Origin of the sequence: Bifidobacterium parmae (assembly GCF_002860365.1) — a bacterium.
In the GTDB taxonomy this organism is placed as follows: domain Bacteria; phylum Actinomycetota; class Actinomycetes; order Actinomycetales; family Bifidobacteriaceae; genus Bifidobacterium; species Bifidobacterium parmae.
Window position 1 is genome coordinate 19,229 of the sequence record NZ_NMWT01000005.1, and the last position, 17,020, is coordinate 36,248.

A 17,020-nucleotide genomic window follows, 5' to 3' on the forward strand; every position below is an offset into this window, starting at 1 on the left:
CCGGCTACGCCTTGCGCAGCGCGGTCTCGTAGACGGGCGTGACCTCGACCGATTCGAGTGCGGCGATGCGTCCGTCGGCGCGTTCCATGCGCGCGGCCATCGCGGACTCGACGTTGACGTTCGCGCCTTCGCGGATCGGCGTGATGGTCAGGACGAGCCGGCCGCGGGCGTCGGCGAGACGGGACGCGCAGTCGCGCAATCCCACCTCCCAGGTGTCGCCGTTCGCGAAGTTGTCGTCGACGAGCACGCCGTCGCACCACAGCCAGCCGATGTCGCCGGCGTAGCGGATGCGCAGGCGCGCGTCGGCCATGCCGTCGCCGCGCGCCGCGCCGTCCGCGAGCGCGTCGACGAGCGTGTCCGGCAGGTCGATGAGGTAGCGCGTGTCGGACAGCCGCGTGACGGTCGCGGCGGCGCGCACGGGTTCGCGCGTGACGGTGCGGGAGGCGAGGTAGCCGTCCGGATAGGCGGTGACGTCGACGTTCGCCGTGGTCGATTCGACGACGAGGCGTCCGCCGGTCTCGTAGACGACGGCGCCGTCGTTGACGATGCTCGGTCGCGCCGGATCCTGCGCGACCGGCGCGCCGGCGAAGACGAGCGCCTCGCCGCCGATGACGGTCATCGTGTCGGCCTTGGCGCGGCTGACGCACACGATGTCGACCGCGTGGCCGGCGTCGTCGCGCGCCTCGAACCGTTCGAGGTCGGCGTCGGCGGCGACATGCCGCACGTCGCCGCCGGCGAACCGGAACCAGCAGTCGTCCATGCCGTCGGGGCGCAGGAAGACGAACGTGCGGCGCGACGAGCCCGGCGTCCCGATCACGGTGACCGGCTGCGCGGTGGCGGCTTCGAGCAGGACGCCGTCCAGGTCCATGTGGAACGGCAGCACGCAGTTCTCGTCCGCGGCGAGCGAGACGCCGTCGAACGTGACGGTCGCGCCGTCGGCGAGCGTGATCGCGATGGTCTCGTCCTTCTTGGCCGTCATCGTGTCGTGGTCCTGGAAGTTGTCGATGAAGACGAAGCCGTGTTCGCCGTCGGTGCGCACGCACCAGCGCAGCGTGCCCTTGTCGCGCGGGTCGATCGCGGTCTGGCCGTCGGGGACGGCCACGCCGAGCGGGCACAGGCGGTCGGCGAACGCGAGTCCGAAGTAGTGGAGGGCCTTGCAGCGGCGGTACGATTCGCGCGCCTGACCGAACTCGCCGAGCGCCGCCTGGAAGTCGTAGGAGATCTTCGGGGTCTGGCTCTCGTTGAGGTAGACGCCGTCGCCGATCGGGTTCGAACCGCCCTGGAACATGTAGTAGCCGAGGAAGTTGCAGCCGGACGCCATCTTGATGTTGGCCATCGCGTCCACGGACTTCATGGGCAGGACGAACCGGTAGTTGTACGAGCTGAACATGCCGCCGCCCATCTCGCAGCAGGCGTACGGCTTCGATTCCGGCTCGTAGGTGGGGTCGAACTCCTCGCCGCGGGGGCAGTCGTTGGCGTGGAAGTCGCGGTACAGGTACTCGTCGGTGACGGGGTGTTCGCCGGCGTCGCCGTAGAACAGCCACGGGCGGTACGCGTAGCCGCCCCACAGGGGCAGCACGTCGTCGGGCACCGGGGAGCCGCCCCAGCCGGTGTTCGTGTAGAACGGCACGGAGATGCCCTCCTCCTCGGCGATGCGGCGCAGCGCGTGCACGTAGTCGAAGCCGTCGTGGCCGCCGGGCACCCACTCGTCCGAGATGCCGGTGGTCATCTCCCACGGCGCGGACGAGTGCATGTACTCGTTGTCGAGCTGGGCGGCGACGATCGGACCGCCGTCCTTGAAGTAGAGGCCGTCGAGCTGGGCGGCGATGTGCGCGTACAGGTCGTGCACCTTCTCCAGGAAGCCGGGGTCCATGGAACGCACCTCGTACGGCTTGCCGTACATCCAGTCGGGGATGCCGCCGTTGCGCACCTCGCCGTGGTCGAAGGGCCCGAGGCGGACGATCACCTTGAGCCCGTGCCGGGCGCACAGCCGCACGAAGCGGCGCAGGTCGCGGCGTCCGGTGAAGTCCCACTCGTTCTCGTGCTCCTCGTGGTGGTTCCAGAACACGTAGGTGGCGACCACGTTGACGCCGCCGGCGGCCATCTTCGCGAGCTGCGCGTCCCAGCGGTCCGGGCTCATGCGCGAATAGTGGAACTCGCCGCACACGCCGTAGAACGGCTTGCCGTCGAAGGTCATGTAGTAGTTGGTGAAGTCGATGGCGGTGCCGTCGGGGGCGACGCCCCAATCGTTGCGGGTGATGGGGAACGGGACGATCCGCTTCGGCTCGAAGCCGGTGAGGTCGAGGGTGTTGAGGGTCATGGGAAGCCTTTTCTTGATTGCGGGTTGTGGACCCGCCGGCGGGATGAGGAAGAACGGTTCCCGCCGGCGGGAGGACGGGGCGTCAGCCCTTGACCGATCCGGCGACGAGGCCGGAGACGATCCACTTCTGGCAGAAGATGAAGAAGACGAACACAGGGACGAGGGCGATGAACGTGATGGTCATGAACAGCGGCCAGTTGGTGGTGAACTGTCCCATCGCGTTGAACACCTGGAGGACGAGGGTCTGCTTCTCGACGGAGGAGATGTAGATGTTCGGCGTCATGAAGTCGTTCCACGTCCACATCGTCTCGAACACGATCACGGTGGCGAGGATCGGACGGCACAGCGGCAGAACGATCTGCCAGAAGATGCGCAGGGAGCTCGCGCCGTCGAGGCGGGCGGCCTCGAACAGCTCCTGCGGCAGGCCGCGCATGTAGTTGACGATGAGGAAGTAGCAGAACGTGGAGGCGCCGGTGTACAGCACGACGAGGCCGAGCAGCGAGTCGACGAGGCCGAGCGAGGACTCCATCTTGTACTGCGGGATGAGCAGCACCTGGCCGGGCAGCACGAAGGAGAGCAGCAGGAACGAGCCGATGGCGGCGGTGAATTTGCTCTTCTTCTGGACCATGCCGTAGGCGGCGAGCGAGCCGATGAGCACCATCAGCGCCACGGAGACGACGGTGACGACGATCGTGTTGACGGTCGCCTGGACGATCGGCAGATTCTCGAACGCGTACACGTAGTTCTCGAACGTGGGGGCCTTGGGCAGGCCGAACGGGTCGAGCGACATGTCCGCCGAGTTCTTGAACGTGTTGACGATGACGATGTACAGCGGGATGGCGCAGATCAGCGCGAGAAGGATCATCACCACCGACAGGATGCCGGCGTGGAGGCGCTTGCGCTGCCCCATGCTCATGCGCCCGCCCGTCTTGCTCTTGCTTGCCTTGCTCATGACAGCCTCTTTTCGATTGCGTTGGTGGCGACCTGCTGGAGGGCGACGAGGACGACGCAGCAGATGAAGAACACGACGCCGAGCGCGGAGCCGATGCCGTAGCGGCCCGAGCCGATGCCGTAGCGGCCCGAGCCGATGCCGGTGACGATGATGGACTGGGTGACGGTGTAGGTGGAGGAGCCGGGGCCGCCGGAGGTCAACGCGAACGGCAGGTCGTAGACCTTGAGGCCGCCGGTGAGGAGCATGAACACGGACACGCCCATCGCGGGGACCATCTGCGGCAGCGTGATGTTCGTGAACTGCTGCCAGGTGGAGGCGCCGTCCACCTGCGCCTGCTCGTAGAGGTCGGCGGGCACGGCCTGCAGGTAGGCGAGGTACAGGGTGGCGTGCCAGCCGATCTGCGCCCACACGGCGATGAAGATCACGCAGAACTTCGCCCATCCCGGCTGGGAGAGGAACGGCACGGTGTCGAAGCCGAGCCTGTCGAGGATCATGTTGACCGCGCCGGTCTTCATCGGAGAGAAGATGTACTGCCAGACCAGGCCGAGCACGACCATGGACGGCACGGACAGGAAGAAGAACACGGAGCGCACGAAGTCTCGTCCGAAGAACCTCTTGTTGAGGACCACGGCCAGCGGCAACGCGATCGCGGTGATGAGCACGGTGGTGAGGATCGTGTACATGAGCGTGAAGCCGAGGCCGTTGAGCAGGGTCGGATCGTGGAAGATCTGCACGTAGTTGTCGAAGCCGACGAACTTCGCGGTGGCGAAGTCGTAGCCGCCGTAGTCGGTGAAGCTGTAGACGATGCTCTGCGCGAACGGGACGAGCATGATGACGACGTACACGAGCAGGATGGGGGCGAGGAATCCGAGCGAGGTCAGGTTCTCCGCGAGGTTGCGGCGTCTGCGGGCTTTGCCGTGGACGGTTTCGGTCGATGGATCGGACATGGCTATGCCTTTTTCGTGGGGACGGATCGCGTGGCGATCACTTGTAGGACTGGAGCTTGCCGTCGAGGTTCTTCGCCGCGGTCGTGCCGTCGATGGAGCCCATCGCGACCTGCTGGAGCTGGCTGAAGGTCTCGGCGCGCAGGGCGGTGCGTCCCTTGGCGGGCCAGCCGAGCGTGTTGAGGTAGACGTGGCCGGTCTTCATGTAGGTGTCGTACACGTTCTGGAAGCTGGGGTCGATCTCGGCGTCGTAGCCTTCGACGACCGGGATGTTGCCGGTGCCGTCCTGGTAGGCCTTCAGGCCTTCGGGCGAGGCGAGGAAGGCGAGGAACTTCTTCGCGTTCTCGAGCTTCTGCCCGCCGATCTTGGCGTTGATCGCGAACGACGGGTCGGCGGCGCCCGGCGTGTATTGTTCCTGGTCCTTCGTGAGCATCGGCACGGTGCCGAACTCGAAGTCGATGCCGCTGTCCTTGAACGTGGGGACGTCCCAGGCGCCGGAGGCCATGACGGCGAGGCGTCCGGACGTGAACTCGGTGCGCATCTGGTCGGCGGAGATGCCGGTCACGTCGGAGGTCATCACGTCCTCCTTGAATAGCTTCGACCATGCGGTGTACAGCGGACCGTAGGTCTTCTCGAACGTGGTCTCGCCGTCGGTGATGGACTGGTCGAGCATCTTGCCGTCGTTGTCGGCGGCGGACTCCTCGCCGAGCCAGCCCTCGACCGGGATGCCGAGGCCGTCCTTCGCCTCCAGGTACGGGGTGACGTCCGGCTCGGTCTTCTTGATCTTCTTGAGCATGTCGATGAACTCGTCCCACGTGGCGGGGATCGCGTCGTAGCCGGCCTTCTTGAGCAGGTCCTTGTTGAACGCCAGCGCGTTGATCCACGTGGATACGGACATGCCGTAGGTCTTGCCGTCCTGCGAGTACGGGGCCTTGTTGGCCTCGGGGATGGACTTCATGAAGGCCTCGTCGGTCAGGTCGAGCGCGAGCTGGTTGTCGACCATGTCGGAGAGCTGCTCAGGCGGCAGCACGAACACGTCGGTGAGCTTGCCGCCGGAGATGCGGGTCTGGAGGACCTGCTGGTAGCCGCCCTGGGAGCCGTTGGTGGTGCTGAACTTCACCTTGATGTCCGGGTACTTCTTGGCGAACGCGTCGAGCACCGGCTGGTAGGCGTCCTGCGTGTTGTTCGCGAAGAAGGTGAGCGTGTTCGGATCCGAGTCGGCGGAGCTGGAGCCGCACGCGCCGAGCGGTGCGAGCATCGCGACGGCGGCCGCGGCGGCGATCATCGTCTTCATGTTGCGCGACATCATTGTTCTCTCCTATCTCGCCGGACCGTTCCGGCGTTGATAAAAACCGCCGGATTCCGTCTACGTCGTCGTTGATGGTTCGTATGCGATCCAGCGTGGTGAATGATTCCAGTGTACGATTGCAGCGCGGCCGTTTCTCTATTTTCCTTGACTTGGAATAGTGAAAAATTGCTGTCTTCGTCTCTCTTCGTATAGTGAAAAACTGCTTGCCGGCAGACGCGTGGAGGGCGGGGCGCACGCCGTTATGGCATGCGCCCCGCCCTCCACGGGGGTCACGTCGCGGGGAACCGCGTCACAGCACGTGGCGGTCGGCCAGCTCCTCGGCGAACAGGTTCGCCTGGATGTGGCTCGGGTCGAGGGCCGTCGCCTCGTGCAGGAACTCCGCGGCCTTGGCCTTGTCGCCGGTGCCGATGTTCGCGAGCGCCATCAGGTACAGGCAGTGGATGCGGTTCATCTTCGTGTAGTCGTTCTCGAAGATGAGGAAGTCGGGCAGCGAGACGGCGAAGTAGTCGATCCTGACCTGGTCGTCGAGGTGCTGCTCGCCGTAGTCGAGCAGGCGGTAGAAGCGGGCGTTGGCCGGACCCTCCTCGCCGAGCGCCTTGTGGGCGAGGCCCTGGAAGAGGATCATCTCGGCGGGCTGGTCGTTGTAGTACATCGCGCCCTTCACCTCGTCGGGGCCGATCGTGGCCTGGCGGAATTCGGCGCGGGCCGCGTCCTCGTCGCCCAGATGGCGTTCGACCACGCCGAGGTAGTAGTGGATGTCGTTGTCCTTCTGGCCTTCGAGCTTGCCTTCGCCGAGGTTCTCCGGGTAGGCGAGCGTCCTGACGAGCAGCTCCTTGGCCTTCGCCCAGTCGCCGGCGGCCATGGCGTCCTTGGCGAGCAGGGTGAGGGCGATGCGGTACTGGCCGGTGACCTTGCCTTCGCCGCCCTCCCACGGGTGGAAGCGGCGTTCGCCCATCAGCTTGTAGGCCTTCGCGTGGTTGCCGGTGAGGTTGAGCACGGTCAGGTATTCGATGAACAGGTCGTCGCGTTCGGCGACCACGTCGGGGTGCTTCTCGAATTCGGCGAGGCGGCGGGCGTAGGTCCAGCCGATCTTGCGGTGCAGCTGGTCGAGTTCGAGGAAGACGCGGGCGTCGGATTCGTCGAGGCGGTAGGCCTCCTCGATCTCGCGTTCGGCGGAGGCGGCGTCGCCGCGCTTGTTGTAGTAGGCGAGCGCGAGGTTGCGGTGCACGGTCGGGAAGCTCGGGTCGAGGTCGCGCGAACGCTCCCACAGGGCGATGGCCTTCTCGGCCTGGACCTTGTCGTAGTACAGGCAGCCGAGGTAGTAGGGGGCCTTCGCGCCGTCCACGGTCTCGATGGCCTTCTCGAGCGGGGCGATGTCCTCGAGCTTGTTCGGGAAGCAGTAGTCGCTCGGGGCGGCTTCGGCGGCTTCGAAGGCGGCCTTGGCCTCCTCGTCACGGCCGAGCCTGGCGAGGTAGTAGCCCTCGTAGTACCTGACCATCGGCTTGGTCTGGTCGGCCTGCGCGAGCAGCTGCAGCGCCTCGTCGTACGCGCCGAAGAGGGCGTAGTCGCGGGCGGCCTGCAGGTAGTTCTCGTGGAAGCCGCGCATGAGGCCCTTGAGTTCGGCGGCGGCGCCGTCCACGCCGGCGAGCGCGCGCTCGTAGCCGGACACGAAGTCGAAGCGGTCGATCTTGAGGTTCCCGTCGAGCGCGGCGGCCGCCTCGTCGGCGCGGCCGAGCCTGCGCAGCAGGTAGGCGCGAAGGCCTCGGGCCTTGATGTTCATCGTGTTGCGGGTGAGCGAGTTCTCCACGTATCCGAGCGCTTCGGCGTAGTCGCCGCGGCGGGCGGCGATGGCGGCCAGGTAGAGGAAGGCGCGTTCCTTCTGGGTGTCGTCCCACGTCGCCTTGTAGAAGGCGTCGAACGCCTTGTCGTCCTCGCCTTGGAAGAGCAGCGCGAGGCCGAGGTTGTAGTGCGGCTCGGAGTCGTACGGCTGCGTGTTGTGCTTGGTGAGACGCTTGATGGCGGTGCGGAAGCGGACTTCGGCCTGTGCGAACACGCCGCGGCGCAGCAGCAGGCGGCCGTACGCGTTGTTGATGCGGGCGTCCTCCGGGTCGCGCTTGAGGCCTTCGAGGTAGTACGGGTCGGGCATGTAGGTGGCGTGGCGGTACTGTTCGAGGTGCAGGCCGGCGAGCAGCAGCTCCTCGTTGGTGAGGATGCTCTCCGGATTGTCGGCGGCCTTCGCCGGTTCGGGCAGCTTCTCGATCTTCTTGGGCTGCGGGGTGTAGTCGATGAGCACGGTGCCGTCGGCGGCCTTCACGGTGGCGGTGATGTCGGTCGCCGCGGCGCCGCCGGTCTCGAACTCGGCGCGCACGGTGTCCGTCGGGCTGATCCGTCCGTTGTAGGAGTACAGCACGTCGCCGTCCTTGGTCGTGACGGTGACGGTGGCGTTCTCGTACACGGCGGTCGCGTACACGGTCACGCGGCCCTGACCGGCCTTGAGACCCTGCGCCTCGATGCCTTCGGTCTCGCCGGCCGCGCCGAACGTGTCCTCGGGGCCGATCTCCAGGTTGACGGCCGCGTCGATGGAGGCGTTCTTGACCTGGCCGACGGCCTTGTACGGCATGAAGTACTGGGTGAAGGTCTTGCCCTCGTACGGCTTGAGCCAGGTGAAGTCGGGCTGGTTGTCGGTGAAGACGCCGGTCATGAGCTCGACGTACGGGCCGTTGGCGTCGGTCAGGTTGCGGTCCCATGCGCGGCCGAAGTCGCCGTTGCCCCACGTCCACTGCTTCTTGCCGGGGCTCACGTGGTGGTCGGCGATGTGCAGGATGCCGGCCTGCTCGTGGAAGTCGTAGCCGCCGACGAAGTTGTAGTCGGAGTGCGCGGCCATGTAGCTGGTCGGGACCGGCACGTTCTTGTAGCGGCCGATGTCGACGCCCTCGGAGTAGTCGTGCTTGTAGTAGGTGCCGGTGGCGATCGGGTAGCGGGAGACGTCGCGCTTGCCGTGGTCCATGACGGCGGTCACGTCCGGCGGCATCACGGTCTTCGTGTGCTCGTTGACGGGCACGGCCGGGTTCGCCCACCACAGGAAGGTCTGCGGCAGCGCGGTGCCGTTGTACAGCTGGGCGGAGATCTCGATGTACGCCTTGCCCGGGTGCAGGGCGATCGTGGTGACGACCTGGGTGCCGTACATCTGGTCGGTGTCGTGGCACTGCACGGCCTTGCCGCCGTCCGGCAGGTCCTTGACCGCGTAGTCGACCGGCAGGTAGGTGGTCGGACGGTGGTGCTGCGGCCAGTTGAACTCGATGCCGCCGGAGATCCACGGGCCGGTGAGGCCGACGAGCGCGGGCTTGATGACGTCGTTGCGGTAGACGAAATCATAGTCGTTGGTCTTGTCCTTCGCGTACTGGATGCGGCCGCCGAGCTCGGGCAGGACGGTCACCTCGAGGTATTCGTTCTCGATGATGACGGCCTTGTAGTCCTGGTCATGCTTCTCGTCGCTGATCGTCTCGATCACCGGGTACGGGTAGACGCGGCCCGAGCTGCCCTGGTAGACGCGCTTCTCGATGAACTCCGGATTCTTGTCCGCCGCGCCGATCCCGTAGGTGGGGATCGTGATGACGGTGTCCTTGATGGTCACGGCCATGATGTGCTCCTTCGCTGGAGGCCATTGCACGCGATTGCCGCATCGCACGCATGCATTGGTAATTTGTTGATTACTTGCCTACCAGCCTAAAGCCGTTTTTCAAGGGTTTTTACAGTTTTCCTGCTCCCCCGTATGAAAAAATTGCGGATGCAAAACCCGCCCAAACCGCTATACTGGCAACCATCGGACGACACTGTCCATCCAAGGAAGGAGACCCATGAAACCGGCCGAACACGGCATCCTCGACGAGGGCTCCGAATTCTACATCTACACGCCCAGCAAAACCGCGCTGCGCACGTTCCTCTACCCGCTGCGCGTCGGCTCGTTCCGCTACGAGGCCGGCTACCGGCAGGAGCGCGGCTCGTTCGACAGCTTCCTGCTCATGGCGATCCGCCGCGGCTCGTTCGACGTCACGACCGCGCAGGGCACCGCCCACGCCGCGAAGGGGGATTTCGCGCTGATCGACTGCTACGCCCATCACGCCTACGGCACCGACGAGCCGAGCGACGTGCTGTGGATGCATTTCGACGGCGCGATGGCGCGCGCCTACCACGATCTGATCGTCTCGCGCCTCGGCGTCACGTTCACGCTCAAGGATCCGGGCTACGCGCTGACGCGTCTCAACGCGATCTACGACACGTTCCACGCCGGCGCGCGCATCTCGGAGCCGCAGATGGCGAAGCACATCACCGACATCCTCACCGAGTTCGCCGTCGCCGCGTCCGACGCCGGCGTCTCGGCGCAGCGCCAGCCGCACGCCATCGAGGACGTGCTCACCTACATCTCGAACCATCTGGGCGATCCGCTGCCGATCGGCGAGCTGGCGGCGATGGCCTACATGAGCGAATACCATTTCATCCGCGTGTTCAAGAAGGAGACCGGGTACACGCCGCACGCCTACATCATGGACGCGCGCATGCACGCGGCGAAGTATCTGCTCATCAATTCGGACATGCCGCTGAAGCGTCTGTGCGAGGAGTGCGGCTTCACCGACACCTCCGCGTTCTGCGCCGCGTTCAAACGCAAGAACGGCGTCTCCCCCATCCGCTTCCGCGCCGAGTCCCTGCGGATCGGCGCCGGGGCGGATGGTTCCTGAGACGCCGCGGAGAAGTCCGCCGCGTCTACCGTTCGCGGGCGGCCGCGGCGAGTGACCTGAGCCGCGCGTCGAAGCGCGGCCAGTCGGTCTTCATCGCCGTCAGGAGCTTCCGGTTCGGCACCTCGTCGATCGGCACCCATTCGATCTCGAGGCTTTCGTCGTCGTTCGCGCGCGGGTGCACCTCGTGCCCCGGCTTCTCGAACGCGAACACGGTGGTGTACGCCCACGGCCCGTGGTCCTCGCGGTAGGAGCCGACCACCTCGATGTCCTCGGGGGTGATGTTCGCCTCCTCGAAGCTTTCGCGCAGCGCGCCCTCGATCGGCGATTCGCCGTCCGCGGTCGCGCCGCCGGGGATGCCCCACGTGCCGCCTTCCGCCGACCATGTCGCGCGGTGCTGCATGACGACGTGCGTCACCTCGCCGCTCGTCTTGTCGCGGCGGGCGAGCAGCACGCCGGACGCGCCGTTCGTTCCCCAATGCTTGCGTCCGCACGCGCAGTCCACCCAGCCGTCGCCCGGCTGGTGCACGTTCTCCTTCGGCGGGATCTCGTTGCCGTCCTTGTCGAGCACGCCCGGCAGGTCCTCGCCGCGCGCCACGTTCCACAGGTCGGTCCAGTCGACGCCGAGCTCGCCGACGAGACGACGGAGCAGCGGCAGGCTGATGCCGATGATGCCGTGCGGGTCGCCGTCGATCGCATCGATGAACGCGCCGCCGAAGCCTTCGAGCGTGAACGATCCGGCGACCTCCAACGGCTCGCCGGTCGCGATGTAGCGTTCGATGTCGCGGTCGGTGAACTCGCCGAACCGCACGGTCGCGTGGCTCGCGCCGCGCGCGACGCGACCGGTCGCGAAGTCGATCACGCAATGCCCGGTCCACAGCTCGCCTGTCGCCCCGCTCATGCGGCGCAGCCGTTCGCGCGCCACGTCGACGCTGTGCGGCTTGCCGTAGCATTCGCCGTCGAGCAGGAACATCGAATCGCAGCCGACAATCAGCGGCCCGACGGTCGCACGCGTCAATCCCGGCTGCAGCGCGATCACGTTGGAGATCGGCTCGGTGACGGTCGGCATGTCCACGCCGGAGAAGTCGCGCGTCGTGGCGATCTCGTCGCGCGAATAGTCGATGGACGCGGCGTCGGCGTCGCCATCGCCGCCGGCCGCCGCGGCACGCGCGTCGGCGGCGATCACGCTCGCCGCGCGCAACGGGTACGCGATGACGCGTTCGCCCGTCGCGGCCGACGCCGTCGCCGCGATGTCGCGGTACGCGCGGTGCACGGCCTCGGCCTTCGCGCCGGCGAGAATCGTCACACGCCGTTCGATGGCGAGATCGTCGACGGCGACGCCGTCGGCGGCGGCCGCCGCTTCGAGCGCGGCGGGCTCGTCGACGTGCGAGACGCGGATCGTCGGGCACACGCCCGCCGCATACAGCACGTCGCGGCGCGGCTTCGACTTCGATGCGAGAATCAGCGGAATGGACATGCATACCTTCCCGCTCCCGCTGGCGGGAGCTGTCGAACGAAGTGAGACTGAGGGTGGTCCCACACGGAACCACATGACACATCCGACATATCCGCTCCCGCTGGCGGGAGCTGTCGAACGAAGTGAGACTGAGGGTGGTCGTGCGGTCCTACGACCATGCCGCGACCACCCTCGGACCGCCTGACGCGGCCGGCTCCCGCCGGCGGGAGCCGAAACGGACTACCGGCGCACGACTTCCACGCCGGCGGTGTTGATGGGCAGGTGGAGGACGCGCCAATGCCCGGAGGCGAGCTGTTCGGCGGCGATCTCGTCGATGGCCTCGCGCGCGTCGCCGTAGTGCAAGACGAGCACGCACGGGCCGGCGCCGGAGACGGCGGCCGCATAGCCCTTGGCGCGGAACATGCGGATCAGCTCGGTGCTCGGCGGCATGAGCGCGCCGCGGTACGGCTGATGCAGCTTGTCCTGCGTGGCGGTGAACAGCAGCGCGTTCGCCTCGTGGCTGGCGTCGGAGCCCTCCGCCTCGGAGGCGCCGCCGGTCGTGGCGAGCACGGTCGGGTTCATCGCGGCGGGCAGGAGCCCGACGCGCGAGACGTTGTACACGGCGTCCTTGTACGGCAGTTCGGCGGGCAGCGCCTGACGCGCCTTCTCGGTGGACAGCTCGTAGTCGGGCACGAACACGGCGGCGGTGATCGCCTTGTCGACCGGATAGTTGACCGTGTGGAAGCCGCCGTGCAGCGGGTCGCCGCCGGGGATGGCGACCGAGCCGACGCCCTCCGCTGTCTCGAAGTCCCAGGAGACGGTGAGTCCGCCGAACACGGCGGGCGCCACGTTGTCCGGGTGGCCTTCGATCTGGGCGGCCATGTCGAAGATGGCGGGGCGGTTGAGCGTGCCGGGCTGCGCGAACGCGGCGGCCGCGGCGATGCCGGCGACGATCGCCTCGGCGGACGAGCCCATGCCGCGCGCCTGCGGGATGTTGTTCGTCGCCTCGAGCGTGAAGCCGAGTCGTCCGAGGCCGAACGTGGCGCAGGCGCGGCGGAACGTGGAGACGACGAGATGCGTCTCGTCGCGCGGCAGCGTGTCCTCGCCTTCGCCGTGGATGATGACGTGCGCGACGCCGTCGGCCGGATCGTCGTTCAGCGTGAACGTGAGCTCGTCGTGGTAGTCGAGCGCGAGGCCGACGGTGTCGAAGCCGGAGCCGAGGTTGGCGCTGGTCGCCGGCACGCGCACCGTGACCTGATTGCAGATGGGGTTCATGGTTTCCTGGTTTCCTCTGGGGATCAGTCGAGGACGCGCAGGATGGACGGCTGGCCGGTGACGAAGTCGAGCGCCTGGACGGCCTTGACGGTCTCGCGCAGCGTGATCTCGTCGGTCGCGTGCGTGACGAGGCGCAGCTGCTGGACCTCGCCGTCATAGCCCGGGGCCTTGAGCGAGGGCTTGAGGTCCTGGTTGACGCCGTTGATCGAGACGCCGTTGCGCGCGAACTCGGTGGCGATGGCGGCGAGCACGCCCGGCTTGTCGTGGATGAGGAAGCGCACGGCGAACGCGGCCTTCGACGCGTTGATCGGCGCCTTCTTCAGATCCTTGTACAGCGGGATGGACGGGCCGGTGCAGCCGGCGGCGATGTGGCGGGCGACGGTCACGACGTCGCCGACGACGGCGGAGGCGGTCGGCGCGCCGCCGGCGCCGCGGCCGTAGAACATGAGGTCGTCGGCGGCCTCGGCCTTGACGAAGATCGCGTTGAAGGAGCCGTGCACGCTGGCGAGCGGGTGGGTCTCGTCGATGAGCGCCGGGTAGACGCGCGCGGAGACGCCGGCCTCGCCGTTCTCGACGACGGCGAGCAGCTTGATGACCTTGTGCTCGGCGGTCGCGGCGGCGATGTCGTCGGCGGTGATGTTGGTGATGCCCTCGACGGAGACGTCGTCGATGGTGACGGAGGTGTGGAAGCCGAGCGTCGCCATGATGGCGGCCTTGTTGGCGGCGTCGTAGCCTTCGATGTCGCCGGTCGGGTCGGCCTCGGCGTAGCCCTTGGCCTGCGCGTCCCTGAGGACGTCGTCGAACTGAAGGCCCTTGACGGTCATCTCGTCGAGGATGTAGTTGGTGGTGCCGTTGACGATGCCGAGCATGCTCGTCACCTTGTCGCCGACGAGGGATTCGCGTAAGGGTCGCAGGAACGGGATCGCGCCGCCCACGGCCGCCTCGAAGTAGATGTCGACGCCCTTGGCCTCGGCGGCCGCGTAGATCTCCGGGCCGTACTTGGCGAGCAGCGCCTTGTTCGCGGTGACGACGGACGCGCCGGATTCGATGGCGGCGAGCACGAACGTGCGCGCCACGGTGGTGCCGCCGATCAGCTCGATGACGATGTCGGAGTTCGTGGCGACGCTCATCGTGTCGGTGGTGACGATCGACTGGTCGATCCACGGGAACCGCTCGGTCTCCTTCGGATCGAGGCAGGCGACGCCGGTCAGCTCGATGGGACGGCCGATGCGGGCGGCGAGCTCGTCCTTCTGCTCGACGATGAGACGTGCGGTCTGCGAGCCCACGGTGCCGGCGCCCAACAGTCCGACGCGGATGGGGGTTGCGTTCTGGTCAGCCACGGAAATTCCCTTCTGCTGTACGGCGATCTTTGCCACCATCCTACGGAACCTTTTCGACACGCCGGCGGGAAAGATTCTTTACCGAGATCGTGCAAACGATTGCCGGAAATCGGACCCCACACGCGAGTAGCGCTTACGGGCGCAACGGATGCCGCCGCATCCGCCTTTCAATGCATACAAAGTTAACGAATTGCTTGCGCCGCATGTCCGACGTGACGTACCATAACGGATGAAGCGGTGCTGCCCGAGAAGCAGGAACGCGACGGCCAACGAAGGCCCGAGCGCTGCGGCGAAGACGACGCAGACGGGAACCCACCCCACCGCCGGAATCCTCGCAATGAGGGAGGTAAGAAGTAATGAAAGCCTATATCCAGCGACTAGGCCGAGCGTTGATGCTGCCGGTCGCCTGCCTGCCCGCCGCGGCGCTCTTCCTCGGCATCGGCTACTGGATCGACCCGAGCGGATGGGGCGGCAACAACGTCGTCGCCGCCTACCTGTGCAAGACCGGCTCCGCGATCCTCGACAACCTCGGCCTGCTGTTCGCGGTCGGCGTCGCCGTCGGCATGGCCCGCGAGCGCGACGGCGCGTCCGCGCTGTCCGGCCTCGTCGGCTTCATGACGGTCACGACGATCATGAGCTCTGCGTCCGCGTTCCTCGGCTTCGACGCCGAGAACCCGCCGGCCGCGTTCGCCCCGGGCGCCATCGGCAACAAGAACGTGTTCTTCGGCATCATGGTCGGCTGCGTGGCCGGCGCGCTGTACAACAAGTTCCATAAGACGAAGCTGCCCGACTTCCTCGCGTTCTTCTCCGGCCGCCGCTGCGTGCCGATCCTGACCGCCGCGCTGATGAGCGTCGTGTCGCTGCTGCTGCTGTTCGTGTGGCCGCTCATCTACAACGGCCTGGTCTCCTTCGGCGAGGCGATCATGGGCATGGGCGCGGTCGGCGCCGGCATCTACGCGTTCTTCAACCGTCTGCTCATCCCGACCGGCCTGCACCACGCGCTCAACAACGTGTTCTGGTTCAACCTGGCCGGCATCGACGACATCACGAAGTTCTGGAGCGGCATGGGCGGCCTCGACGGCAAGACCGCGGCCGTGGTCGCGACCGGCGGCTTCCACCCGTGGGGCGAGTACGTGACCGGCATGTACCAGGCCGGCTTCTTCCCGATTATGATGTTCGGCCTGCCCGCCGGCGCGTTCGCGATCTACAAGAACGCGAAGCCGCAGAACAAGAAGGCCGTCGGCTCGCTGATGCTGGCGGGCGGTCTGGCCGCCTTCCTCACCGGCGTGACCGAGCCGCTCGAGTTCTCCTTCATGTTCGCCGCGTTCCCGCTGTACGTGGTGCACGCGCTGCTCACCGCCCTGTCGGTGTTCATCGCCGCCTCGTTCCAGTGGATCGCCGGATTCAACTTCTCCGCGGGCTTCATCGACTGGTTCCTGTCGCTCAACGTGCCGCGCGCCCACATGCCGGTGATGCTGCTCGTGCAGGGTCTCGTGTTCGCGGTCATCTACTACTTCGTGTTCGACTTCATGATCAGGAAGTTCAACCTGAAGACCCCGGGCCGCGGCGATGACGACGAGTCCATCTCCTCCTCCGCGCTCGAGGACGCCGCCCCGGCCGCCGCTGCCTCCTCCGACAAGGAGTCGACGCTCGCCGCGAAGCTCTACGAGCTGCTCGGCGGCAAGGCGAACGTGGTTGACATCGAGAACTGCGTGACCCGTCTGCGCATGGGCGTGCAGGACACCTCCAAGGTGGATGTGGACGCGATCCGCAAGCTCGTGCCCGGCGTCAAGGTGATGGACGCGAAGAACATCCAGGTGGTGGTCGGCACGCAGGTGCAGGCCGTGGCCGACGCGATGGAGGAGATCCACCGCAGGTCGTGACGTCGCTCCCGTGAGGGCGCACGCCCGCACCCTCACGACCCTTCATTCCCCGCATACCCTGTGCGCATCCATGCGCCACGAAGGCCGTTCCTTCCCCGGGAGGGCGGCCTTCGTGGTGTACGGTGGTGCTTGTCGCACGCAACCGGATCCCAGCATCAAGGAGGATTCCCATGGGATTGTTCTCGAACCTGTTCCATAAGCCCGAAGCCGAGGAGGCTCCCGCGGCACCCGCGCCGATCGCGGTCGTCGCGCCGGTCGACGGCGCGATCATGCCGGTCGAGGAGGTGCCGGACGAGACGTTCGCCGCGAAGATCCTCGGCGACGGCTTCGGCGTGACGCCGACGTCCGGCACCGTGGTCGCCCCCGTGTCCGGCACGGTGACGACCGTCGCCGACGCGAAGCACGCGGTCGGCATCACCACCGACGGCGGCGTGGAGGTGCTCGTCCACATCGGCGTGGACACGGTGCAGCTCAAGGGCGAGCCGTTCGACGTGCTCGTCGCCGCCGGCCAGACCGTCACCGCGGGCAAGCCGATCGAACGCGTGGATCTGAAGGCGGTGAAGGCGGCCGGCAAACCGACCGACGTGATCGTCGTGTTCACGAATCCCGCCGCGATCGCCTCGCTCGACGTCGACACGTCCGCGCGCACCGTTGCCGCCGGCCAGAAGCTCGGCACGATGACCACGAAGTAGGTCTGCGCAAACCCGCAGGTTCCCGCCCCCGCCGGCGGGGGCTGTCCGTCCTCGGACGGACTGGGGGTGGTCCAGGCACAAAGCCCGCGACCACCCCCGGTCAGCTTCGCTGACGG

11 protein-coding genes are annotated in these 17,020 nt (G+C 67.0%); 3 read left to right on the plus strand and 8 right to left on the minus strand.

Translation table 11 applies throughout. The features are described 5' to 3' along the window. Positions 1–4: 4 nt before the first annotated feature. From Uis4E_RS02685 to Uis4E_RS02705, 5 genes are all read right to left on the minus strand, one after another. Positions 5–2,320 carry a beta-galactosidase gene (locus tag Uis4E_RS02685; protein WP_101621740.1) on the minus strand — a complete coding sequence of 772 codons (2,316 nt, stop codon included), beginning with the start codon at positions 2,318–2,320 and terminating at the stop codon, positions 5–7. A gap of 82 nt (positions 2,321–2,402) precedes the next feature. Further along, entirely contained in the window at positions 2,403–3,236 is an 834-nt protein-coding gene (locus Uis4E_RS02690) for a carbohydrate ABC transporter permease (protein WP_101621779.1), read from the minus strand. 32 nt (positions 3,237–3,268) lie between these two features. Beyond that, positions 3,269–4,219, minus strand: coding sequence for a carbohydrate ABC transporter permease (locus Uis4E_RS02695; protein ID WP_101621741.1), 951 nt, complete (start codon positions 4,217–4,219; stop codon positions 3,269–3,271). A 37-nt stretch (positions 4,220–4,256) separates the two neighbouring features. After that, positions 4,257–5,525 carry an ABC transporter substrate-binding protein gene (locus Uis4E_RS02700; protein ID WP_243394287.1) on the minus strand — a complete coding sequence of 423 codons (1,269 nt, stop codon included), beginning with the start codon at positions 5,523–5,525 and terminating at the stop codon, positions 4,257–4,259. Between the two features lie 289 nt (positions 5,526–5,814). Then, on the minus strand, positions 5,815–9,165 hold the full coding sequence (locus Uis4E_RS02705) for a DUF5107 domain-containing protein (RefSeq protein WP_101621742.1): 3,351 nt from the start codon (positions 9,163–9,165) through the stop codon (positions 5,815–5,817). Between the two features lie 217 nt (positions 9,166–9,382). Here Uis4E_RS02705 and Uis4E_RS02710 point away from each other — a divergent pair, with 217 nt between their 5' ends. Beyond that, positions 9,383–10,261, plus strand: coding sequence for an AraC family transcriptional regulator (locus Uis4E_RS02710; RefSeq protein ID WP_101621743.1), 879 nt, complete (start codon positions 9,383–9,385; stop codon positions 10,259–10,261). A 25-nt stretch (positions 10,262–10,286) separates the two neighbouring features. Here the strand turns inward: Uis4E_RS02710 and Uis4E_RS02715 are convergent, their stop codons facing one another. From Uis4E_RS02715 to Uis4E_RS02725, 3 genes are all read right to left on the minus strand, one after another. After that, positions 10,287–11,735, minus strand: coding sequence for a Maf family protein (locus Uis4E_RS02715; protein WP_101621744.1), 1,449 nt, complete (start codon positions 11,733–11,735; stop codon positions 10,287–10,289). A 219-nt stretch (positions 11,736–11,954) separates the two neighbouring features. Then, positions 11,955–12,989 (minus strand): homoserine kinase, encoded by a 1,035-nt coding sequence (locus tag Uis4E_RS02720; protein ID WP_101621745.1) that lies wholly within the window; start codon positions 12,987–12,989, stop codon positions 11,955–11,957. Positions 12,990–13,012: 23 nt separating this feature from the next. Then, complete coding sequence (locus Uis4E_RS02725) at positions 13,013–14,329, minus strand: homoserine dehydrogenase (protein WP_101621781.1); 1,317 nt, start codon at positions 14,327–14,329, stop codon at positions 13,013–13,015. A 356-nt stretch (positions 14,330–14,685) separates the two neighbouring features. Between Uis4E_RS02725 and nagE the strand changes: the two genes are divergently transcribed. Further along, positions 14,686–16,212: an N-acetylglucosamine-specific PTS transporter subunit IIBC gene (gene nagE / locus Uis4E_RS02730; RefSeq protein WP_101621746.1), complete on the plus strand. Its 1,527-nt coding sequence runs from the start codon at positions 14,686–14,688 to the stop codon at positions 16,210–16,212. A 170-nt stretch (positions 16,213–16,382) separates the two neighbouring features. Next, on the plus strand, positions 16,383–16,904 hold the full coding sequence (locus tag Uis4E_RS02735) for a PTS sugar transporter subunit IIA (RefSeq protein WP_101621747.1): 522 nt from the start codon (positions 16,383–16,385) through the stop codon (positions 16,902–16,904). The last annotated feature ends 116 nt before the right edge of the window (positions 16,905–17,020 follow it).

What these genes read in the sequence shown, in the direction of transcription:
- Uis4E_RS02685 (WP_101621740.1), bottom strand. Translation starts at nt 2,320, where the DNA reads ATGACCCTCAACACCCTCGACCTCACCGGCTTCGAGCCGAAGCGGATC.
- Uis4E_RS02690 (WP_101621779.1), bottom strand. Translation starts at nt 3,236, where the DNA reads ATGAGCATGGGGCAGCGCAAGCGCCTCCACGCCGGCATCCTGTCGGTG.
- Uis4E_RS02695 (WP_101621741.1), bottom strand. Translation starts at nt 4,219, where the DNA reads ATGTCCGATCCATCGACCGAAACCGTCCACGGCAAAGCCCGCAGACGC.
- Uis4E_RS02700 (WP_243394287.1), bottom strand. Translation starts at nt 5,525, where the DNA reads ATGATGTCGCGCAACATGAAGACGATGATCGCCGCCGCGGCCGCCGTC.
- Uis4E_RS02705 (WP_101621742.1), bottom strand. Translation starts at nt 9,165, where the DNA reads ATGGCCGTGACCATCAAGGACACCGTCATCACGATCCCCACCTACGGG.
- Uis4E_RS02710 (WP_101621743.1), top strand. Translation starts at nt 9,383, where the DNA reads ATGAAACCGGCCGAACACGGCATCCTCGACGAGGGCTCCGAATTCTAC.
- Uis4E_RS02715 (WP_101621744.1), bottom strand. Translation starts at nt 11,735, where the DNA reads ATGTCCATTCCGCTGATTCTCGCATCGAAGTCGAAGCCGCGCCGCGAC.
- Uis4E_RS02720 (WP_101621745.1), bottom strand. Translation starts at nt 12,989, where the DNA reads ATGAACCCCATCTGCAATCAGGTCACGGTGCGCGTGCCGGCGACCAGC.
- nagE (WP_101621746.1), top strand. Translation starts at nt 14,686, where the DNA reads ATGAAAGCCTATATCCAGCGACTAGGCCGAGCGTTGATGCTGCCGGTC.
- Uis4E_RS02735 (WP_101621747.1), top strand. Translation starts at nt 16,383, where the DNA reads ATGGGATTGTTCTCGAACCTGTTCCATAAGCCCGAAGCCGAGGAGGCT.